The sequence below is a fragment of the Corallococcus sp. AB011P genome, from assembly GCF_003611605.1.
Lineage (GTDB): Bacteria > Myxococcota > Myxococcia > Myxococcales > Myxococcaceae > Corallococcus > Corallococcus coralloides.
Genome location: NZ_RAVX01000007.1, coordinates 1 through 20,342 on the forward strand (window position 1 = coordinate 1; position 20,342 = coordinate 20,342).

Genomic DNA, 20,342 nt, shown 5'->3' on the forward strand with positions numbered 1-20,342 from the left:
ATGTGTTAGGCACGCCGCCAGCGTTCGTTCTGAGCCAGGATCAAACTCTCCAATTGTATTCTTGGTTTGCTTGAACCGGCGTTCCCCGAGACCCGGCTAAGGAGTCTCGGCTCGCTGATTCGTCGGCGCTTCCCTCTCGCTGCGCTTTTCAGCGCTGCTCTTGAGGTGAAGCGCCCTCAAAAAATTGACTGCGGGTTTCCGCAATCCATTGCTACTTGGGCTTGCTATTTGGTTTTCAAAGACCGAGCCGCTTGTTTTGCTTCGCGACTTTTGCTACCGTCTACTTCGCTGCCGGCTTCGTTTCAACCGGCGGGGTTGCAGCTTCTATTTCAGTTCGCAGTCAGCGTCAACTTCGCTTTTGCGTCCTGCGGGCTGCTTCGAATCTCGTCGGCGCCGTCCAGTGACTTCCGCCGCTTCTTTTCGAAGGGGAGCGGCTTCTACTTCAGCGCCGCGTTCCCTGTCAACCGCTTGCTGTCAGCTTCCTTCACCGCTTTGCGTCCGTTGTGTTGCCTTCCGGACCGCTGCTTCTTCGGTGGGGCGCGGCTTCTATCTCTTCGCCGCGTTCGCTGTCAACTCGCTTGGTTGACTGCCCTATTTCCTTGTCGGTGCTGCTCTCTCTTACGAAGTGCCTTCCGCGCCAGTGCGCGGGCTTCGAAGCGAGTGGCGCGGCTTGTACCACCACCGCATCCGCGATCAACCATTTTAGTGGCGACCGTTTGCTGCTGTCCGCTCTCTGCGTTCCGACTTGCTGCCTTCGGTTCGGGTCGAGCGGGGCGCGGCTTCTACCTCTTTGCCGCGTTCGGGATCAACAACCTTCGTCGATCCTTTTCTTCCCCGCGTTACTTCCCGAGGCCCGAGGCCCGAGGGCCAGCGGTCCGTTGCGCGGAGGTCCAGTCTCTAACGCTTCGGTTCGGAGACGTCAAACCCTGATTGATCCGGGCCTGATCATTCGTCCCAGCCGCCGGGGATATGGGCACGCCGTTCCAAGGTGTGAACCCCCGGCTCCGGCTTTCTTCTTTCCCCGTCACTTCCCTCGGCGTGTCGCCTGCTCCTCATCCAGTGGGGCGCGCCATCGTGTCCCAAAGAGCCCGTCCGCCAGAGGGAAGGTGATGTTGAAGTTGTGCCGCCCCATCTGAACGGGATCGTGGTGCACCTGATGGTGACGCCGGAGGAAGGAGATGCCGGGCAGCCGGGCGCTCCAGTGGTTGCTCGGCAGGTGCGTGGCGAAGTGCACCCACTCGTACGACAGGTAGTAGCCGAGCGCCGTGGCGGCGAAGAGCCAGCCCGCATTGGGGGAAATCAGCAGGAAGCAGAGCGCTCCGAGCGGGGCGGCGATGGCTCCCAAGAAGAAGAGGAGCAGCACCGGCGGGAAGAGCACCATCTTGAAGTCCCGGCTGGACTCGTACGCCATCGCCTCGTGGGTGAAGAAGCGGTGGTGCTGGACGGTGTGCCGCTCGAACACCAAGCCCAGGCCCCGGGTGCGGTGGTGCATGGGGCCCCGGTGGCCGAGGAACTCGACCGTGTTCGCGAGCGCGATGACCGCGGGGACTCCGAGCAGCTCCCAGAGGCGGGGGGCCTCCACCTGGCTCAGCGCCAGGGCGATTCCCCCCAGGCAGACGAGGCTGGTGAAGGCGAAGTGGACCTGCCCCCGGTAGCCGGGCCCGATGGCCTGGGCCCGGTACTCCTCACGGAAGGCCTGGACCTTGCGGGGGACAGAGGGCGGTTCCATGCGTCAGGAGCGCTTCGTCGCCTTGCCTTCCGAGGGCTCTTCCTTCCGGCGCGCGAGCGACTTCTGCAGCTTCTTCATGCGGTCCAGGATGAGGGTCCGCTTCAGGCTGGAGAGGTGGTCCACGAAGACGTGGCCGTCCAGGTGGTCGATTTCGTGCTGGAGCACGTGCGCGAGCCGGCCTTCCGCCTCCAACTCGTGCCACTGGGCCGTCTTGTCCTGGTAGCGGACCTTCACACGCTCGACGCGGGGACACTTCTCCCAGACGTCCGGCACGGAGAGGCAGCCCTCCTCCAGCTTCACGCTCCCCTCCTTCGAGAGCATCTGGGGGTTCACGATTTCGAACTGGGTGCCGTCCTCGCGGCCGACGATGGCCACTCGAAGGGGGACTCCCACCTGGTTGGCCGCGATGCCGATGCCCTTGGCTTCCGCCATGGCCTCCGCCATCTCCTGGAGGAGCGTTTCGAGCGCCGGGCCGAAGTCGGTCACGGGCTGGGTAGACGTGGTGAGAACCTTGTGGGGCCAGATGACGATGTCGCGAGCCATGCGTCGGACTCTGCCATGCGGCCCCTTCCATTGCTCGGCAGTTCCGCTAGACCGGCGGCATGCACCCGAACGCCCAGCTCATCACCGACTTCTATTCGGCCTTCCAGCGGCGCGACGCGGACGGCATGGCCGCCTGCTACCACCCGGACGTGGAGTTCAACGACGCCGTGTTCCAGGGCCTGCGCCATGCGAGCGTCACCTCCATGTGGCGCATGCTGCTGGAGCGCGGCAAGGACCTGGAGGTCGTCTTCAGTCAGGTCCAGGCCGATGACCGCACGGGCAGCGCGCACTGGGATGCGCGTTACACCTTCAGCCAGTCGGGCCGGAAGGTGCTCAACCGCATCGACGCGACCTTCGAGTTCGCCGACGGGAAGATTGTCCGCCACACCGACCGGTTCCCCTTCTGGACCTGGTCGCGGCAGGCGCTGGGACCGGTGGGATGGGCGCTCGGGTGGACGCCGCTCTTGCACAACAAGGTGCGCGCCCAGGGCGCCGCGGGCCTGCGCAAGTACATGAAGGAGCGCGGCATCCAGGGGCCTTGAGTTACTCCCTCACGTCGAGCGTCTTCAGCGTCACGGACTCCCTGGGGCCCCGGCGTGACAGGGTCGCCTCGCAGCGCACCTGGCCCATCCAGTCCGTGTAGCGCAGCGACGCGTTGCCGTCCGCGTGCAGCCACAGCGTCGCGTGACCGTGGTTGCCCCGGTCCTGGCGCACGCCCGTCCATTCCGGGAAGCGCGGCCGGGATTCGAAGAAGCGGACCGGTGCCACCGGGTACTCCGGGGCATCCCTGCGCTCGGAGGGGAAGCCTCCGTGGCCCAGGCTGGCGCCGAGGAAGGGCAGCCCCGGTGCGCGGTCGTACAGCGCTCCGGCCTGGGCGCCTCCCCAACACCAGAGGTCCACCCACTCGCGCTCCACGATAAGGGTGCGCAGGTCCTCCGTCACCAGCGGGGCGAGCCGCTCCGCGTCCGGACCGTAGGGCGCGGCGTGGGTCAGCAGGATGTTCATCGCTCCCCGCCGGCGTCCCTCCGACAGGCGTTGCTCCAGCCATTGCAGCAGCGCGGGCTCGCGGTGGCGGCCTGCTTCGAACCACGCGGTGTCCAGACCGATGAGCTGGAAGCGCTCCGCGGCGAGGCAGAAGTAGCTGCCTTCCTGCGGGTGACGGGGGCTCGCTCCCCGCCGCTCGTCCAGGTAGCGGAAGTAGGCGCCCGCGCCCGAGCGCATCTCCGGCGGCGCGTTCAGCGTCAGCAGCGCCGTCGTCCCGAGCAGCGGCTCCAGCGGCTCCGCCACGTGCGCGTCGAATTCGCCCTGGCGGCCCGAGTAGAAGACGCCGCCCAGGTGCACCGCGCAGTCCAAACGCTCGCCGCGCATCACCAACTGCCGGGCGATGTACCGGGAGGCGTATTCGCCCGTGCCGAAGTCCCCGAAGAGCGCCACCTCCACCGGCTGGCCCAGCTCCGGCTCTCGCAACGGGTAGACGAAGCGGCTCTTCGCGCCGAAGTGCCAGCGGAATGGGGCCTGCCGCACCGCCGCGCCCTGCTCCAACCAGACCGGACCGCTGAACAACAGCCAGCCTCGCAGGTCCGATTGCGGCTCGAAGCGCGTGCGCGTGGGGTCGATGGGGATCTCCTCCGTCCTCAGCGGGAAGGTGAAGTCCGCGGGCAGACCTCCCGTCCCCTGACGGGCGTGGCGCTCCGTCGCGTCCAATTGCTCCTGGAGCTGGCCGGGGTCCGTGAAGAGCAGCTCGAGCTCTCGCATCGCCTCCACGAACGCGCCCACCGTGACCCTCGCGCCCAGGCCACTCTCCGTCCAGCGCAGCACGTCCTCTGGCTCCCTCAGGAAGGCGGACTTGAGCGCCTCCAGCTCCTCCGGGCCGAGGAGGGGCAGGTCCGTGTCCTCCGGCGGCGGTGCTTCCGCCGGCACGGCCCTTCCGCTCGCGGGCGGCCGATAGCCGAGCGATTCGTAGAGCGGATTCCACCTGCTTTCCATGCGTCCCCCTGGTGATGGCGTCGGATGCCCAGGGACGTATTCTCCCAGGCATCCCCGACATTCCTGCTCACCCTGGGGTGCCGAAAACGGGGGCCACGCTCAGGGCGCAGAGGTGCCCGTGCCTTCCTTCCGGAAGGTGTAGAGCGTGTAGTACGAGCCCGTGGCGAAGCCGGGCAGCTTGAGCGGGTTGAACGCACTCAGGTTCGTCATCACGCCGCCCACGAAACCCGGCGGCACCTCCACCAGCTTGAGCGCGCCGCCGGCGAGCACCACGCCCGCCTGGGGCTGGTCGTTGCTCACGAGCACGCATTCGCCCTGCGCGGTGAAGGCTCCCACCGGCAGGAGGAAGCGCGCGTAGAACGGCACCTGCGTGCCCGGGGTGAAGGCCCGGTCCGTCAGCCGGAAGCAGGCCGTGGCCGAGCCCACCCTTTCGTAGCCGCCATCGCCCGCGGGCACATACAGGCCCGCGCCCAGCTTCACGGTGGGCGTGAAGGGCGCCGCCGCGCACACCGCTTCATCCGGCGGCGTCGCGGCGTCCTCCTGCGAGCGAAAGGCATACACCCACTCGTCGCCGGATTGCAGCCGCACCGGGGCCCCCGCGTGTCCTTGAGCCATGTTCAAACCCATCCTTCGTCGAGGACAGCAAGGACCGCGGGGTTCATGCTCCGGTCACTGCCAGGACAGCGCGTACTCCGTGTCCACCGGGCCCGTCTGCCGGCCCTTCACCTGGACACCTCTTGCTCCGAGCGCCTCGATGACCGCCTGGAGCACGCCTTCGTGGTACGCGGGCGGCATGAAGTCCCGCTTCATCACCAGCCGGCCCGCGCGGTCGCTGGACCACTCCACGCTGCGCTCGCCGTAGCTCACCGCCGCGCGGTAGCCCGTGGGCAGGTTCGTCACCAGCCGCTTGGGGCTGTCACCCGCGAGCAGCAACAGTGTCTTGCCCGCCGCCGACGACAGGAAGTCCGTGGTGGCCTGCGTGCCCATCTTGCGCAACATCGCGTCGAAGCCGCCCAGCTGCGGGCCCATCAGCTGCGCTCCCGTGAAGGACAGCTTCAGGAAGCCCGCCACCGGGTAGTTGAAGAAGTCGACGAACTTCTTCTCCTGCACCACCGCCAGGCACTTCTCCACCGCGGCATCGCCGCCCAGGATGCGCACCGCGTTCAACGCGCCGTTGAAGAACATGCCTCGGGCCGTGTCGTCGGGGGTCGCCAGGGACAGGCGTTTCTCCAGGTCCTGGGCAATGGCCGGCTCCAGTACCGCGACTTCCTTGCGCTGCTCACTCATAGAGGGGGGAATCTCCGGGGGGGAGGAGATGAACACCCGTGCGCGCTACAGCCGCACGAGCTGGGCTCCATAATGGACGTTGGCACCGACAGCCGCCACCACCACCAGGTCCCCACTGCCGAGTGCAACACGACCCTGCTCCAGGTCGTCCGCCAGGAGAATCAACATCCCGGCCGCGGACGTATTGCCAATGCGATCCACGTTGCAGGCCACGGACTCCTTCGGCAGACCCGCCCGGGTCACGAACGAATCCATCACCCGCTTGTTGGGCTGGTGGAAGTAGTAGCGCTTCACCTGTTCACGCAGCGTGGGTGTGAGCACCGCGTCCAGACACTTCTGCATGTACTCCGGGTAGCTGCGCGCGACCTTGAAGCCGTCCACCACGAAGGCCATGTCGGACGGGCGCGTGCGACCCGGCTGATAGGGCAGCTTCAGCATGCCGCCGCCCCGGCGCGTCACGAGTTCCGCGTACGCGTTGCCGGAGAACGAGGAGAGGATGCCCGGACCGTCCTCGTCACCCTCCTGATTGCGCAGCACCACCGCACCCGCGCCGTCTCCGAAGACATACATGGACAGGTAGGCGTTGAGCGCCTTGGGGCGGCCCGGCGTGGGCGGCAGCTCGTCCGTGTAGACCTCCCGGTTGAGCAGCGGCGAGGTGAACGCCGAGGCCACCACCGCCACCGTGCGGAAGCGGCCGCCCTCCATCATCTTGCGCACCAGGTCCAGCACGTAGGGCGTGCCGCCGCAGCCGTCGTCCACCACCAGCGCGAAGGCGTCCTCGCGCAGGCCCAGCCGCTCGTGCAGCACCATGGCGTCGTGGTTGAAATGCGGCGCGTCCGGGGTGCACGTCACCACGAAGAGCGCGTCCAGCTCCTTCGGATCCACGCCGCCGCGGGAGAGGGCCTGGCGCAGCGACACCTCGCACATGTCCGTGTTCGTCGCCGGATAGAAGCGCCCCAGCACGTCGTCCGGCGGCGGGATGGCGCGGCCCGTCTCATCGTCGAAGTCCCAGAGGAAGCGGCGCTCCTTGATGCCAATCTTTTCTTCGATGCGGGCGGCCGACCAACCGGGGATTGCCTTCGCGATCCGCTCGTTGGAGATGGTCCGTGCTGGGACGAACGAACCCGCGCCCACCACACACACCCGTTCGGTCATTTCCATGGCCTCGCGATTTCACAGCCTTGCCGGACGGGATGGATTCCCTGGCACGCGTGCATAGAGCACGTTCCAGGCCACTTCCTAAGCCCTTGGAAAGACGGAGTTCCTGTTTCTGGACGCGTCATTCGTGAAGTACAGGCCAGGACAGAACTGCCCAGGAGGCCTGTGAAATCCGCAGGATGCGGAATACTTCAGAAGTGAAGCTATCGACGTGGAATGAATCACACGCGATGTGTCAATTCACTTCCGGTGACATCCAATACACAGACCGTATCTACCATTGGGCCGGCAATATCAATGACCCGCGAGTCGGCAAGGGGCCACATCGCCAGCAAGCCGCGCCGGGCTCCTCTTCTTATTGCGCGGGCCCGGACCGATTGGATCTCCCCGCGACCCCTTATTCTGGGTCGCGGGGTCCGTGGCTTCTTCAGAAGGGGATGTTGTCGTCGTCGCCGGGGGGCGGGATGTCGCCGTCGTCCGGCGGGTTGCCGAAGCCGTAGCCACCGCCCCGGCCTCCACCGCCACCGCGCGCGGGGGGCTCGCCACCGCCGCCGCCCTCACCGCGCTGCCGGGCAATCTCCGCCTCGATGGAGGCCAGGAGCTGGCGCTCCTTGTCGTGCCAGCGCGACTTGCTGGGGTCCGACAGGGAGCGGCGCGCGCCGTTGGCGTAGAACTCCAGGTCCTGGAGGCTGGCGCCGTAGACGGGGGCGCCCTTGCTGCGGCCGTAGTTGGGCAGGAGCGTGCCGTCGCCGCCACCACCACCACCGCCGCCGCCGGACGGGGCGCCCGAGGCCGCGGGACGGCGATACGCCGGGGCCGACGCCGCGACGGGCGTGGCGCTCATGGACAGCTCGCCCAGTTGCAGCGTGAAGCCTTCGCCGTTCCTGTACGCCGTGCCCACCCGAACCTGCTCCACCGAACCGTCGGGACGGCGGACCGCGACGGTGACTGGATATTGCTCGCTCATGGGGCCGGGATTCACACCGCCACGGCCCGCATGTCAATCGAAGGAAGCAACCCGTGTCGGGGTTGACGCACGCACGGCGGGCCGCTCGGGGCGACCCGTCACGCGGGGAGGGCCACGGACGACGTCCTCCGTCAGGTCAGCGACACCATGCCGCCGCTGGAGCCCTTCTTGCGCACCCACGCCTTGGGCTTGGGCGGCACCGCGGGCGCGGCCGGCTTCGCCGATTCCTTCAGCGCCTGGCTGCCCGCGCGACCTCGCGGCAGCGTGACGTCCGGGACCGACTGCGGCTTCGCGCCATCCACCCACGCGTCCGGACGGCGGCCGGTGCGGATGAGCAGGCGCAGCTTCTGGTAGTGCGCCGAGCAGTAGCCCTTGGAGCGGCTCTGGCGCTTGCAACCGATGACGGCGCAGGCCTGGTTGTCTTCCGCGGCGGCGGCCTTGGGCGGACGACCCGGAGACTTCGCGGCGGGCGCCTTCACGGGCGCGGCCTTCGCGGCCGGCATCTTCGCGGCCGGCATCTTCGCGGCGGGCGCGGCCTTCACGGGCGCGGCCTTCGCGGCGGGCGCGGCCTTCGCGGCGGCCTTCGGCGGACGGCCCGGACGGCGGCGGGCAACCGGCTCCGGCGCCAGCGTGGGCGTGCGCACGCCCGCCACGGCACCCAGGCGGCTGGACAGCGGCGCCAGGCGGTCGGTCACCGCGCGCAGTGCATCCAACGCATCCAGCCCCTTGGCCATACGGGCCACGGCCTTCTGAACGGGAGCCAGTTGCAGTTGCAACTCGCGGCGGACCATGTCGCGAAGTTCGGTTTCAAGGGAAAGTGGGGCCATGTGGGGCAGGATATACACCCATCCGCCCGTCTAGGGATGGAAACATTCCCCAGGATGTTAAAGGAACCATCCATGACTCCGGTTCCCACTCCCGTTCGCTTCCGCGGCACCGACTCCTACCTCACGAGCGAGGGCCTGCAGGCGGCCGTCAATTGCGCCCTCACGCTCCAGCGCCCCCTGCTGGTCAAGGGCGAGCCCGGCACGGGCAAGACGCTGCTGGCGGAAGCGATTGCCCAGGGACTGGGATTGAAGCTGCTCACCTGGCACGTGAAGAGCACCACGCGCGCGCAGGACGGCTTGTATGTCTACGACACCGTGCAGCGGCTGTATGACTCGCGCTTCGGGGACGGGGACGTGCGAGACATCCGGCGATACATCCGCATGGGGCCGCTGGGCGAGGCGTTCGCTTCTCCGGAGCGCGTGGTGCTGCTCATCGACGAAGTGGACAAGGCGGACCTGGAGTTCCCCAACGACCTGCTCCACGAGCTGGACCGGATGCGCTTCCGCATCTCCGAGACCAACGATGAGGTCGTGGCGAAGAACCGGCCCGTGGTGCTCATCACCAGCAACAACGAGAAGGAATTGCCTGACGCGTTCCTGCGCCGGTGCGTGTTCCACTTCATCGACTTCCCGGAGCGCGAGCTCATGCAGCGCATCGTGGACGTGCACCACCCGGGGCTGGACTCCGCGCTGGCGGACCAGGCGCTCAAGGTCTTCTACGAGCTGCGCGCGATGACGCGCCTGCGCAAGCGGCCGTCCACCAGCGAACTCATCGACTGGATTTCGGTGCTCAAGGCCAACGGCATCGTGGAGTTGAAGCTGGAGGAGCAGCTGCCGTTCCTGGGCGCGCTGCTCAAGAAGGAGCAGGACCTGGTGGCGGTGGCGGAAGCCTTCGGACGCGGCCGGCGGACGCGCGCGTAAAGGGCACGGGGGCCACGCCATGTTCCTGCCGTTCTTCTACGAGCTGCGAAAGCGCGGGGTGAAGGTGGGCGCGCAGGAGGCGCTCGCCCTGGCCGGGGCGCTGAAGGCCGGGCTGCATGACAGCAGCCTGGATGGGTTCTACCACGTGGCTCGCGCGCTCCTGGTGCACTCGGAGACGCAGCTGGATGCCTTTGACCAGGCGTTCCTCGCGCACTTCCAGGGCGTCGCTTCCGACGCGTTGAAGCTCACCGAGGAGCTGCTGTCCTGGTTGGAGGAGGCGAAGGAGCGCACCGACCTGAGCCCGGAGGAGCTGGCGCTCCTGGAGCAGTGGGACCCGGAGGAGCTGCGCCGCCAACTGGAGCAGCGCCTGAAGGAGCAGACCGAGCGCCACGACGGCGGCACGCGCTGGGTGGGCACGGGCGGCGCGTCTGCCTTTGGCAACAACGGCGCGGCCCGGCAGGGCGTGCGCATTGGCGGCACGGGCGGCCGTCAGGGCCAGGCGCTGTGGCAAGCCGGGGCTCGCAAGTACGCGGGCTATCGCGACGACCTGGTGCTGGACACCCGGCAGCTGGCGGTGGCGCTGCGCAAGCTGCGGGCCTTCGCGCGCGAGGGCGTGGCGGAGGAGCTGGACGTGGACGAGAGCATCGCCGCCACCGCGAAGAACGCGGGTGAGCTGGAGGTGGTGACACGTCCGCCGCGCCGGCCCAACACGCGCGTGGTGCTGTGCATGGACGTGGGCGGATCCATGGATCCGTACGCGCACCTGGTGAGCCGGCTGTTCAGCGTCGCCAGCCAGGCCACGCACTTCAAGGAGCTGCGCACCTACTACTTCCACAACTGCGTCTACGGGAAGCTGTACGCCACGCCGCAGCTGACGGGCGGCATCACCGTGCCGGAGCTCACCGCGCAGGTGGGAAGACATCACAAGCTGGTGATGGTGGGCGACGCGTCCATGGCCCCGTATGAGCTGGGCATCCGCACGGATGCCAATGGCCAGTACCGCCAGGAGGGCCTGGAAGGGCTCACGTGGCTGATGCAACTGGCGCAGCACTTCGAGCGCAACGTGTGGCTCAACCCGGAGCCTCGCGGGTCGTGGCGCTCGGGCAGCATCGCGGTCATCGCCAATGTGTTCCCCATGTTCTCCCTCACCGTGGAGGGGTTGGGTGAGGCGGTGACCCACCTCACCCGCGGGAAGACGCCCCGGGGTGCGATGGCGCGGCGGTAGGCGGCGCGTCCGTCAGGGCTCCGGGCCGGAGAGGGGTTCGTCTTCCTTCCGGCCCAGGCGCCGCTCGATGGCCTTGCGGTGCACACCCAAGAGTCGCGCGGCCGCGCTCTTGTTGCCCTCCGCCAGTGTCATGGCTTCGGTGATCATCGCCTGCTCCAGACGCGCCAGCTTGTCTCCCGCGTCGGGCATCCGCAGCATTGTCCGCACGAGCTCCTTCAGAGGGTCCTCGCGCGAGGTGCCCTGGCTGGGACGGCCCGGCAGTTCCGAGAGCACGTCGGGGGTGATTTCGTCCGTCTCGGCGAACACCGCCAACCGGTCCACGAGGTTGCGCAGCTGACGCACGTTGCCCGGCCAGGCCATCCGGGTGAGCAGGTCCACGGCCTCCGAGGAGAAGCGCAGGGGCCGCCGCTGCTGCTGGACGAAGTGGGCGAGCAGCGCCGGGATGTCCTCGCGCCGCTCCTCCAGCGAGGGCACCCGGACCTCCAGCACGTTGAGCCGGAAGTAGAGGTCCTCGCGAAACCGCCGCTGGCGCACCAGTTCATCCAGGTCCGCGTGCGTCGCGGCCACCACCCGGCCCTGGAAGGGCTGCTCCGCCGTCGCACCGATGGGGCGGAAGTGCCCGGCCTCCAGCACTCGCAGGAGCTTGGCCTGGAGGCTCAGCGGCAGCTCCGCGATTTCGTCCAGGAAGAGCGTCCCCTGCCCTACTGCCTTCATCAGGCCGTCCTGCCGCCGCTCCGCTCCGGTAAAGGCTCCTCGCTCGTGGCCGAAGAGCTGTGACTCCATGAGCTGTTCGGGGATGGCGCCACAGTTGATCTCCAGGAGCGGCGCGTCCGGCCTGGGCCCCAAGGCGTGGAGCGCTCGGACCGCGCCTTCTTTTCCGGCGCCCGTGGGGCCCAGGACGAGGACGGGGCGGTCCGACAGCGCCACCCGACGCACCAGGGACAGCATGCGCTGGTGCGCGGCGGAGCCTCCCACCATCCCCGGCATCCGTTGGGCGCCTTCGCGCGCGCGGAGGACCTGCACCTCCTGCTCCAACCTTCGCCGGTCTCGCAGCCCTTCGAGGATGGGGACGATGAGCTCCGCGCAGAGATCGTCCTTGAGGACATAGTCGTAGGCGCCCAGGCGCATCGCGGTGCGGATCTCCGCCATCTCGTTGGAGACGGTGACGACGATGGGGACCGCGCTCGTGCGCTTGCGAATCTCCTCGATGAGGAGGAGTCCGTCGCGGTTGCGTGAGTCCGCGCTCAAGCGGATGTCCACCAGCGCCACGTCGATGGACTCCGCGGAGAGACACCTTCGCGCCTCGTCGAGGCTGGCGGCCTCCCGGAACTCCAGGCCCGCCATGGATGACAGCACCGTCGTGAGGACCCGCCGTGCGCTGCGCTGGTCATCGATGATGAGGATCTTCATGCACTCTCCAGCGAACGGGGGTCCGCGAGGCGACGGGCGTGGATGCGGAAGCAGGTGCGTCCCTGCTCGCGGTGGACGGCGATGTTCCAGCCGAAGCGCCGCACGATTCGCTGCGTGACGGACAGGCCCAGTCCCAGCCCTTCCTTGCGCGTCGTCACCCAGGGGTCGAACAGCGTCTCCTTCGCGGCCTCCGGGATGCCCGGGCCCGAGTCCCAGACCTCCAGGAGCTGCTCCGGGCCCTCCTCCCAGGCTCGCACTCCCATCTGCCCACCCTCCCCCGCCGCCTGGATGGCGTTGCGCAGGAGGTTGGCGAAGAGCTGCACCATGGCATCCGGCTCCGCGAGCAGTTGAAGCGACTCGGGGATGTCCACGGTGACGGCGATGCGCCTTGCCTGGACCTGATCTCGTATGAGGTCCAGGGCGCGGCGGGCTCGGGGCAGCACCGCCACTGGCTCCACGCGCGGCGGCGGCAGTGACAGCCGGCGCAGGGACCCGAGCATGCGCTCCAGCCGCTCAATCTCCTCCCGGCCGATGTCGACGTCCTCGGGCTCCAGCGGCTGGGACTGGCCTCCCTGACGGAGCAGGTGGCGGAAGAAGTTCAGCGGATAGGCAATCTCGTGGGAGATCTCCGCGCTCAGCACCGCGAGGGCGAGCCGCTTCTCCTCGTGCGCCGCGCCTACCTGCGCCTGCCGGAGCACGTCGAGCTCCTGGAGGACCTGGGCGTTGTGCAGCGCCACTCCGCCCAGGCTGGCGATGGTGTGGAGCAGCTCCAGGTCCGCGTTCGTGTAGAGCGCGGCCTGATGCTTGGGGGCCAGCAGCAAGACGCCCCGCAGCTCTCCTGATGAGCGCATGGGGACGAGGAGCCTCCGGTGCCAGGGGCCCTCCTGCGTCCACAGGTGCGTGCCTGCTTGAAGGTTGGTCAGCGCGTCCTCGGGCAGGTGCTCCACCGTCGACCATTCTCCCAGGTCGAGGACCTGAACCTGCCCCGTGGGCAACCAGCGCCGGACGACTCGCTCCAGCGTGTCCCGGAGGGCACCGGGCTCACGTGGGGCGGACAGCTCGTCGCTGAGCTGTTCCACGGTGGGACGGAACTGGAGGGTGGCAGGGAAGAAGAGTCGGACCACGAGCGGTCTGCCGAGCAAGACCAGGGCCAGGAAGGTGGCGAGCGCGACCAGGAGCGGCAGCGCCTGCGACACCGTGGAGACATCCAGGAACCGCCGCGTCGCGAGCCAGGCGAAGGAGGCCGCGAGCAGTCCCGCCAGCACGAGGGGAATGGCCAGCAACCGCCGCGTGAGCACCGCGGTCACCGCCAGCACGTTGTGCCGGATGAGGCCGTAGCCAATGGACAATGGCAGCAACGCGATGAAGCAGGGCACCACCAGGTAGAAGCCCCGGCCCGAGAACACAATCACCGCGAGCACGACCGGGAGCGCGGCGAGTCCCCAGGCCGCCGCGAGCAGCTCCGCCCGCGCGCGTCCGGTGCTGCCTCGGAGCCGGACGAGAATGGCCACTCCGCAGACCAGCAGCGAGCCCTGGGACGCGACGTCCACCCAGTGCCGAACCCGGGCTGTGTCGAGGCCCAGACCTGGAGCCATGAGCAGCCACGCCGCCGCGAGCACGGCCGCCACCGCCAGCAGCCATAGCGCGGTCAGCCAGAAGCGACGCAAGCGCACGGGCCGCTCCGGGAAAGCGTAGCCCAACCACACGCTGCCCACCGCTGTCCCCAGACGCGACACGATGAAGAGCGGCATGAAGGTGGCTCGCGTGTGGTAGTCGAACAGCGTGAGCAGGAAGACATGGCTGGAGATGCACAGCACGCCGTAGGCCAACGCTCCGTCCCTCCGGCCCGCGAGCAGCAACACCAGCAGGCCGGACCACAGCAGGAAGCCTCCCACCAGGGCGTAGACCCCGAAGAGGAACAGGCCTTCTTCCGCTCCGAAGTGGCGCAGGGGTTGGCTCAGGGTGAGGCGTTCTCCTCCTCGCCGCAGGAAGGTCAGCGCCACGTGGGAGTGGCCCTGCCGCTCCGCCTCCTGGACACAGGCGCTCAGCTGCGTTCCGGGCAGCCCTGACTTCGCGACGTCTCCGTCCAGGGGGATTCCCTCGCAGGCCACGAGGAGGTCCGGGTGGCGCAAGGGCATCCGGCGGCCCTCGCTCCACGTGGGCAGGTAGACGGAGGAGAAGGCTCCGTAGGGGTCCACCAGCAGCGAGGCGAAGGGGGTGCCGAGCGTGGTCGACACCTGCCATGCAACCCCCGCGCTCAGCCCTACGCCCAGGATGGCGAGGAGGAGGACGGTCCACCACCGGCTGCGCGTCACGCCAGACGTCATGGCCCCGGGCTCCTTGCCCCAGCGGGTTCATGGGCTCGTGACGGTGGGCCCCCCATAGAGCTGTGTCACGGCCGCCATCAAGGCGAGAGCGCTCATCTCCGCCTGGAGTGACGACTTCCCGGAATGGGATTCATCCAGGGAACGTGCGCGGTCCGCAAGCCAGGCGCCCAATTCGTGGAAGCCGCCTTCGCGCGCCACGGCCGCCCCGAGCCGGGCCACGCCGGGCGCGGTGCGCAGCAAGCCTCGGGGTGGATGGCCCAGGGCCTCTGGGAAACCGATGCCGTGGAGCCGGGCATCCTCGTCCGCGTCGAGGGCATCGTCGAGACATTGGGAGCTGAGCAGGAGCAGGTCGAAGGCTCGGCGGAACGAGGGCAGCCGCGAGGGGTCGCCGTGGGCGAGCAGGAGGCAGAAGGCGCTGGTTCCCAGCCAGGACACCTTCTGGCTCACGAGGCAGGCGTACTGGGCCATGGACAGCCTGCGGCGGGACAGCAGGGCCTTCTCGTTGGACACGGCCTCGGCCCAGTCCTCCAGGGCCACCTTGATGGCCTCGGTCGCGAGGACTTCGTTTCCGGTCGCCTCCGTCAGGGATTGCAGCCACTGGTCGAACAGGGCCTGACGGAGGCGGGGCCACTCCGGGCGCGGTGCGACCTGACCGTCGTCGAGCCGGTCGATGAGGAGCCCGAAGAAGCCTCCGCGGTGGTGGGCGCGGAGGTAGCGGGACTGGAGCTCTGGGGCGAGGCCCTGGCCCGGGCGCTCTGACGCGTAGAACGGCAGGCGCTGGAAGGGGGCCAAGGCGCTGTAGTCGTCCCAGCCTCCGTCGGGGTGGGCGGTCAGGCCCAGGTGGAAGGGGAGCTCCTCCGCGAAGGGCTGGAGGTCCCTGGGCAGCGCTTCGAGCGTGATGGAGTATTCGAGGTCGCTGGGGCCCATGGGGTCAGTAGCAGATGTTGCCTTTGTCGAAGGGAGCGCCAATGATACACACGCCTCCTTCCTCATAGGGCTCCAGCTCCGACAGTTTCCTGTTCGCTAGCAGCGAAACCATCTGAGCAACAACCGCCTCGTCGATATCAAGCGTGACAAGCTTGGGCACAGTTTGTCCCTGCTTGTTCACTCGTGGCCACACGAAGCCCGTGAAGGCTTCGTCATTGAAGAGCACTCCCAGCACAACCTCAATGGCCCTTGGCCATTCAGCAAGGGCGGCTCTCTTCAACGCATGGAGATAGTTATGCGCCTGGTGGCTGTCCTCATGCCGGAACAACCAGTGATAGAGAAGCGCCAGCTCGTAAGAACCGAACTTGAGGACACCATACTCGTTCGGCTCATTGGGCTTCATCGCGTTCGGAATCTGGATGTCTTGCAGCAGCGCATATCTGGGTGAGAACGCCTCTTTGAGGCCATCCCATTGATTCTGACTCAGGGTCGAATTCGACGTAGTTTCAGGCCTGGGATTCGACGTAGTTTCAGACCTGGAAGCAACATAGAGGTCATTGAGCTTTGCGTCTGCCTTCACACGGGCCGTCGTGTCGTTCGTGGCACTGCCCCGTGCGGACCTCATGATCCCGCAGATCTCCTCACGGGTCTGGAGCCCCACATCCTGCTCCGTCGAATGTGTTTTCTCCGCCGGCACGGGCCTCTTGAAGAGCTGGCTGTAGACCCCTCTCAAGACGTCCCGTGAGAAGGCCTGGGGGGATTCAGCAGACACTTCCTCATCCTTCGGCTTCCCGATTCCTGACATGGCACGCCTCCTCAGGCTGTTTTTTGCGTTGACCATCCAAGCAACAGGCGTGCCTTGGCGTCCAGTCATGGGCAGATGACTGCCCCCGGGTCGTAACGCCTGCCTGAAGTGGACGAATCCGTCCACCCTGGCCGGGGAGATGGCCGGGTTCGTCCAATGTCTCGCGGCCTTGCCCTGGCGCACGGGCGGCATGTGACTTGCTCAACAGCGATTCCTGTCAGGCCGACGCCCGATTTCGTAGCACCGCGTCCGGCCGGACCCGCCCTTGAGGATCGCCATGCACGAACGAACTGGCGGGGCCGTGCTGCCCCGACTCCTGGCTTTGCTGTGTCTGCTCTGCTCCTTGAGCGCCTCCGCGCAGCCCTATGAGTACCTGGCTGTCTATGAACCCATGTCGGAGACGGCGAAGCCGCTTCGATTGGAAGTCACCCAGAACGGACTGCTGCCCGATGGTGGGGAGCAACACCGGCTCGACCGGCTCGTGGTGCACTTCAAGACCGACGGCGTGTCCCTGAGCGCCCTGTCCCTCTTCAGCCGGCTGCGCTTCAAGGTGGAATCCAGCGCGGTCCAGGCGGAGACCGAGCTCCTCAAGGAGAACATCGAGAAACTCCCCGACCGGGAGTTCGTCCTCGTGCGCTGGCGGGGCGACGACCGGCCTGAGCCCATCTCCAACCTCAAGATCACCGTGGAGGCCGTCTACACCGCGGAGTTCCTCTGCCTCCAAGAGGGGGCACTGCTCCAAAGCGAGCAAGACGCGACGCTTCAAGACGTGCCACATCACAGCCCGCCGCCACCCAATCAGGACCCCACGAAAACCACTCTTCCCGCAGCCCCCAGACCCTTTCCGCGACGTGTTCTCCGTGATGGAGAGTCAGGGCCATCCCTCATCTACACGTTCTGCTACAACTCGGCGGACAAGGCGCGCGGGGGAATCGCGTGGAGCGAAGCACAGAAGGACCATCGCTTCCTCTTCGAGGAAGATGAGAAGGACAAGTCCCTCCGGGCCTTCCGCCAGGCCCACAAGCGGGCGCTGTCCGACCGCATCGTCCGAAGGCTCAACGACCGCTTCTCCAGCTTCGGGCGCTCCCTGGTGTCCGAAACCTCCGAGCCCGACTACGACAACGTCCGTGTCGAGGTGAAGGACGCCCTCTCCCTCTCCATCGTCAAGAGCGTGGGCTCGCTGCTCCTCGTCGAAGAAGCGGGCGGAGCGGTGCAGCCCCTGGCGGACCTCATCGACCAGGACGCGGAGGTCGCCCTGCGGCTGAGCTACCCCCACTGCTATCAGTTTCCCTATGGCTCCATCATGAAGAGCCCCTGGGTCTTCGAGCTGGAGGTCCCCGACGGCAAGGACGGCAAGACGCGCAAGGCGAAGGTGGACCTGGGCTTCCAGGATGGCTGCACCCGGAAGCTGCTGGTGCCCTGGAAGGACTACCTCAACCAGCGCGTCACCTTCCGCGTCATCTACCGGGTCCCCGAGCGCGCCGACATCGTCGTCTTCAACGACTCCTTCAACGTCTACAACCTGGGGCTCATCACCACCGCGCCCGTCATCACGGAGATCGTCTCCGCCGCGCAGAAAGCCTCGCCCCGCGACGTCGAAGCCACGTCCAGCATTCCCGTCTCCTTCGCCCTGCCCATCAGCCCCAATCGCTCCGCGTCCGTGGCGGTCACGTTCCCCTTCACCCTCAGCTTCAACACGCGCACCTTCCCCAACCTGGCGGAATACTTCGCCGTGGCTCCCTCCGTCTCCCTGATCGCGGGCAACGCCTCGACGAGCTCCGCCGAAGAGGATGCCAACGTCCGGCTGGCCCTGGGCGTCGGCGTCAACCTGGCCCGGGCCTTCCACTTCGGTTACGCCTGGGCTCCTTCCGATGGCGGCCGGTACATCCTGCTGGGCATCTCCATCCCGGACCTGCTCCCGCTGCTGAAGAAGGGCGAGTAATAAAGGCAGGGTAATAGTCCCCCGCCCGACCGTCGGTGTACCTGCCGACGGACGGGCGTGTTTCGTGCGGCGCGGCGGCTCCAGTTACGGCATGGTGCGCCCGCGACGCAGTCCTGCGCGGGAGGCCGCATGACGACCGAGAAAATCGATACCCAGGCAATCAACACCATCCGCACGCTGTCCATGGACGCGGTGGAGAAGGCCCACTCCGGCCACCCGGGCGCGCCCATGGCGCTGGCTCCCGTGGCCTACCAGCTGTGGCAGCAGGAGCTGCGCTACGACCCGGCCACGCCGAACTGGCCGGACCGCGACCGCTTCATCCTGTCCAATGGCCACGCGTCCATGCTGCTCTACAGCCTGCTGCACCTGGCTGGCGTGAAGCGCGTGAAGGACGCCAAGGTCACCGACGTCCCCGCCGTGTCCCTGGACGACATCCGCAACTTCCGCCAGCTGGACTCCGCCACCCCGGGCCACCCGGAGTACCACTGGACCACCGGCGTGGAGACCACCACCGGCCCCCTGGGCGCGGGCGTCTCCAACAGCGTGGGCATGGCCATCGCCAGCAAGTGGCTGGGCGCCCACTTCAACAAGCCCGGCTTCGACCTGTTCACCCATGACGTCTACGCCCTCTGCGGCGACGGCGACATGATGGAGGGCGTGGCGTCCGAGGCCGCCTCGCTCGCGGGCCACCTCCAGCTGCCCAACCTGTGCTGGATCTACGACAGCAACCACATCTCCATCGACGGCAGCACCGATCTGGCCTTCACCGAGGACGTGGGCCGCCGCTTCGAGGGCTACGGCTGGCGCGTGCTCAAGGTCACCGACGCCAACGACCTGGACGCGCTGTCCAAGGCCTACAAGTCCTTCAAGGACGAGCGCGGCAAGCCCACGCTCATCATCGTCAACTCGTTCATCGGCTTCGGCTCGCCCAAGAAGCAGGGCTCCGCCAGTGCCCACGGCGAGCCCCTGGGCGCCGAGGAAATCAAGGCCACCAAGAAGGCCTACGGCTGGCCCGAGGACGCGCAGTTCCTGGTGCCCGACGGCGTGCGCGAGCGCTTCCAGGAGCGCATGGGCGCTCGTGGCAAGGCGCTGCACGACGCGTGGCAGAAGTCCCTTACGGACTACCGCAAGCAGCACCCGGAGCTGGCTCGCGAGCTGGAGGCGCTGCTCAAGCGCGAGCTGCCCGAGGGCTGGGACAAGGAGCTGCCCGTGTTCCCCGCGGACGCGAAGGGCATGGCCACCCGTGAGTCCGGCGGCAAGGTGCTCAACGCGCTGGCGAAGAACTACCCGTGGCTCGTCGGCGGCTCCGCGGACCTGAACCCGTCCACGAAGACGTACATCTCCGCGTCCACGTCCATCAAGCCGGGCGAGTACTCGGGCCGCAACATCCACTTCGGTGTGCGCGAGCACGCGATGGGCTCCGTCGTCAACGGCCTCAACCTGAGCCACGTGCGCGGCTACGGCGCCACGTTCCTCATCTTCAGTGACTACGAGCGCCCCTCCATGCGCCTGTCGGCCCTGATGGAGATTCCGTCCATCCACATCTTCACGCACGACTCCATTGGCCTGGGCGAGGACGGCCCCACGCACCAGCCCGTGGAGCAGCTGATGTCCCTGCGCGCGGTGCCGGGCAACATCGTGCTGCGCCCCGGTGACGCCAACGAGGTGACCGAGGCGTGGCGCTACATCGCGCAGCAGCAGCACCACCCGGTGGTGCTCGTGCTGTCGCGCCAGCCGGTGCCCACGCTGGACCGCACGAAGTTCGCTCCCGCGTCCGGCGTGGCCAAGGGCGCGTACACGCTGCTGGAGGCGGAAGGCGGCTCGCCGGACGTCATCCTCATCGGCACGGGCACGGAGGTGGCGCTGGTGGTGGAGGCCGCGGAGAAGCTCAAGGCCGAGGGCGTGAAGGCTCGCGTGGTGAGCATGCCGTCGTGGGAGCTGTTCGAGCAGCAGCCCCAGGAGTACCAGGACAGCGTGCTGCCCCCGGGCGTGAAGGCTCGCGTCTCCGTGGAGAAGGGCGCGGCGTTCGGCTGGGAGCGCTGGACGGGACACACGGGCAGCATCATCGGCATGCGCAGCTTCGGCGCTTCCGCCCCCATCAAGGCGCTGCAGCAGAAGTTCGGCTTCACCGTGGAGAACGTGGTGAAGGAAGCGCACGCCACCATCGCCAAGGCGAAGAAGCACTGACGCGCTTGTAGAAAAAGAAGGGCCCCGGACCCTCCCCCGAAGGTCCGGGACCCCTCTGACTTCCAATCCCCCCTACTTCGTCCTTCCCCAACTCCCCCCCG

The 20,342-nt window shown here is 67.7% G+C and carries 17 protein-coding genes; 5 read left to right on the forward strand and 12 right to left on the reverse strand.

From position 1 onward, the window contains the following. Positions 1–1,024 precede the first annotated feature (1,024 nt). The gene (locus D7X30_RS19820) at positions 1,025–1,729 is read right to left on the reverse strand and encodes a sterol desaturase family protein (RefSeq protein WP_120564510.1); all 705 of its coding nucleotides are present in this window, start codon (positions 1,727–1,729) and stop codon (positions 1,025–1,027) included. Positions 1,730–1,732: 3 nt separating this feature from the next. Further along, complete coding sequence (gene def, locus D7X30_RS19825; protein ID WP_120564511.1) at positions 1,733–2,272, reverse strand: peptide deformylase; 540 nt, start codon at positions 2,270–2,272, stop codon at positions 1,733–1,735. Positions 2,273–2,331: 59 nt separating this feature from the next. Between def and D7X30_RS19830 the strand changes: the two genes are divergently transcribed. Further along, positions 2,332–2,814: a nuclear transport factor 2 family protein gene (locus D7X30_RS19830; protein ID WP_120564512.1), complete on the forward strand. Its 483-nt coding sequence runs from the start codon at positions 2,332–2,334 to the stop codon at positions 2,812–2,814. Position 2,815: 1 nt separating this feature from the next. On the opposite strand, the gene D7X30_RS19835 is transcribed toward D7X30_RS19830, so the two are convergent. The 6 genes from D7X30_RS19835 to D7X30_RS19860 form a co-directional block, all read right to left on the reverse strand. Then, positions 2,816–4,258, reverse strand: a complete 1,443-nt coding sequence (locus D7X30_RS19835) for a hypothetical protein (RefSeq protein WP_120564513.1) — start codon at positions 4,256–4,258, stop codon at positions 2,816–2,818. A gap of 99 nt (positions 4,259–4,357) precedes the next feature. Continuing rightward, positions 4,358–4,873, reverse strand: a complete 516-nt coding sequence (locus tag D7X30_RS19840) for a hypothetical protein (RefSeq protein WP_120564766.1) — start codon at positions 4,871–4,873, stop codon at positions 4,358–4,360. A gap of 54 nt (positions 4,874–4,927) precedes the next feature. Next, positions 4,928–5,545 carry a DUF2378 family protein gene (locus D7X30_RS19845; RefSeq protein ID WP_120564514.1) on the reverse strand — a complete coding sequence of 206 codons (618 nt, stop codon included), beginning with the start codon at positions 5,543–5,545 and terminating at the stop codon, positions 4,928–4,930. Positions 5,546–5,590: 45 nt separating this feature from the next. After that, positions 5,591–6,700, reverse strand: coding sequence for a 3-oxoacyl-ACP synthase III family protein (locus D7X30_RS19850; protein WP_120564767.1), 1,110 nt, complete (start codon positions 6,698–6,700; stop codon positions 5,591–5,593). A gap of 430 nt (positions 6,701–7,130) precedes the next feature. Then, a complete protein-coding gene (locus tag D7X30_RS19855) occupies positions 7,131–7,670 on the reverse strand; it encodes a hypothetical protein (RefSeq protein WP_120564515.1) in 540 nt (179 codons plus the stop codon). Between the two features lie 131 nt (positions 7,671–7,801). Beyond that, a complete protein-coding gene (locus tag D7X30_RS19860) occupies positions 7,802–8,497 on the reverse strand; it encodes a vegetative protein (RefSeq protein ID WP_199724444.1) in 696 nt (231 codons plus the stop codon). Between the two features lie 72 nt (positions 8,498–8,569). Between D7X30_RS19860 and D7X30_RS19865 the strand changes: the two genes are divergently transcribed. Both D7X30_RS19865 and D7X30_RS19870 read left to right on the forward strand, forming a co-directional pair. Beyond that, a complete protein-coding gene (locus D7X30_RS19865; protein WP_120564517.1) occupies positions 8,570–9,418 on the forward strand; it encodes a MoxR family ATPase in 849 nt (282 codons plus the stop codon). Between the two features lie 19 nt (positions 9,419–9,437). Then, a complete protein-coding gene (locus D7X30_RS19870) occupies positions 9,438–10,643 on the forward strand; it encodes a VWA domain-containing protein (RefSeq protein ID WP_120564518.1) in 1,206 nt (401 codons plus the stop codon). Between the two features lie 12 nt (positions 10,644–10,655). Here D7X30_RS19870 and D7X30_RS19875 read toward each other — a convergent pair whose 3' ends face one another. Genes D7X30_RS19875 through D7X30_RS19890 form a run of 4 tightly spaced genes read right to left on the reverse strand, consistent with a single transcriptional unit; the run spans position 10,656 to position 16,112 of the window. Then, positions 10,656–12,053: a sigma-54 dependent transcriptional regulator gene (locus D7X30_RS19875; RefSeq protein WP_120564519.1), complete on the reverse strand. Its 1,398-nt coding sequence runs from the start codon at positions 12,051–12,053 to the stop codon at positions 10,656–10,658. Then, the gene (locus tag D7X30_RS19880; RefSeq protein ID WP_120564520.1) at positions 12,050–14,380 is read right to left on the reverse strand and encodes a GAF domain-containing sensor histidine kinase; all 2,331 of its coding nucleotides are present in this window, start codon (positions 14,378–14,380) and stop codon (positions 12,050–12,052) included. Before D7X30_RS19880 ends, D7X30_RS19875 begins: the two co-directional genes overlap by 4 nt. Positions 14,381–14,407: 27 nt before the next feature. Further along, positions 14,408–15,307 (reverse strand): hypothetical protein, encoded by a 900-nt coding sequence (locus tag D7X30_RS19885; protein WP_120564521.1) that lies wholly within the window; start codon positions 15,305–15,307, stop codon positions 14,408–14,410. 4 nt (positions 15,308–15,311) lie between these two features. Beyond that, positions 15,312–16,112, reverse strand: coding sequence for a hypothetical protein (locus tag D7X30_RS19890; RefSeq protein WP_120564522.1), 801 nt, complete (start codon positions 16,110–16,112; stop codon positions 15,312–15,314). 277 nt (positions 16,113–16,389) lie between these two features. Between D7X30_RS19890 and D7X30_RS19895 the strand changes: the two genes are divergently transcribed. Together D7X30_RS19895 and tkt are read left to right on the forward strand one after the other, a co-directional pair. Then, positions 16,390–18,054, forward strand: a complete 1,665-nt coding sequence (locus tag D7X30_RS19895; RefSeq protein WP_147443249.1) for a hypothetical protein — start codon at positions 16,390–16,392, stop codon at positions 18,052–18,054. A gap of 129 nt (positions 18,055–18,183) precedes the next feature. Then, positions 18,184–20,241 (forward strand): transketolase, encoded by a 2,058-nt coding sequence (gene tkt / locus D7X30_RS19900; protein WP_199724446.1) that lies wholly within the window; start codon positions 18,184–18,186, stop codon positions 20,239–20,241. Positions 20,242–20,342: the final 101 nt, after the last annotated feature.

Coding starts and splice junctions, on each gene's coding strand:
- D7X30_RS19820 (WP_120564510.1), bottom strand. CDS start 1,729: ATGGAACCGCCCTCTGTCCCCCGCAAGGTCCAGGCCTTCCGTGAGGAG.
- def (WP_120564511.1), bottom strand. CDS start 2,272: ATGGCTCGCGACATCGTCATCTGGCCCCACAAGGTTCTCACCACGTCT.
- D7X30_RS19830 (WP_120564512.1), top strand. CDS start 2,332: ATGCACCCGAACGCCCAGCTCATCACCGACTTCTATTCGGCCTTCCAG.
- D7X30_RS19835 (WP_120564513.1), bottom strand. CDS start 4,258: ATGGAAAGCAGGTGGAATCCGCTCTACGAATCGCTCGGCTATCGGCCG.
- D7X30_RS19840 (WP_120564766.1), bottom strand. CDS start 4,873: ATGGCTCAAGGACACGCGGGGGCCCCGGTGCGGCTGCAATCCGGCGAC.
- D7X30_RS19845 (WP_120564514.1), bottom strand. CDS start 5,545: ATGAGTGAGCAGCGCAAGGAAGTCGCGGTACTGGAGCCGGCCATTGCC.
- D7X30_RS19850 (WP_120564767.1), bottom strand. CDS start 6,700: ATGACCGAACGGGTGTGTGTGGTGGGCGCGGGTTCGTTCGTCCCAGCA.
- D7X30_RS19855 (WP_120564515.1), bottom strand. CDS start 7,670: ATGAGCGAGCAATATCCAGTCACCGTCGCGGTCCGCCGTCCCGACGGT.
- D7X30_RS19860 (WP_199724444.1), bottom strand. CDS start 8,497: ATGGCCCCACTTTCCCTTGAAACCGAACTTCGCGACATGGTCCGCCGC.
- D7X30_RS19865 (WP_120564517.1), top strand. CDS start 8,570: ATGACTCCGGTTCCCACTCCCGTTCGCTTCCGCGGCACCGACTCCTAC.
- D7X30_RS19870 (WP_120564518.1), top strand. CDS start 9,438: ATGTTCCTGCCGTTCTTCTACGAGCTGCGAAAGCGCGGGGTGAAGGTG.
- D7X30_RS19875 (WP_120564519.1), bottom strand. CDS start 12,053: ATGAAGATCCTCATCATCGATGACCAGCGCAGCGCACGGCGGGTCCTC.
- D7X30_RS19880 (WP_120564520.1), bottom strand. CDS start 14,380: ATGACGTCTGGCGTGACGCGCAGCCGGTGGTGGACCGTCCTCCTCCTC.
- D7X30_RS19885 (WP_120564521.1), bottom strand. CDS start 15,307: ATGGGCCCCAGCGACCTCGAATACTCCATCACGCTCGAAGCGCTGCCC.
- D7X30_RS19890 (WP_120564522.1), bottom strand. CDS start 16,112: ATGTCAGGAATCGGGAAGCCGAAGGATGAGGAAGTGTCTGCTGAATCC.
- D7X30_RS19895 (WP_147443249.1), top strand. CDS start 16,390: ATGCACGAACGAACTGGCGGGGCCGTGCTGCCCCGACTCCTGGCTTTG.
- tkt (WP_199724446.1), top strand. CDS start 18,184: ATGACGACCGAGAAAATCGATACCCAGGCAATCAACACCATCCGCACG.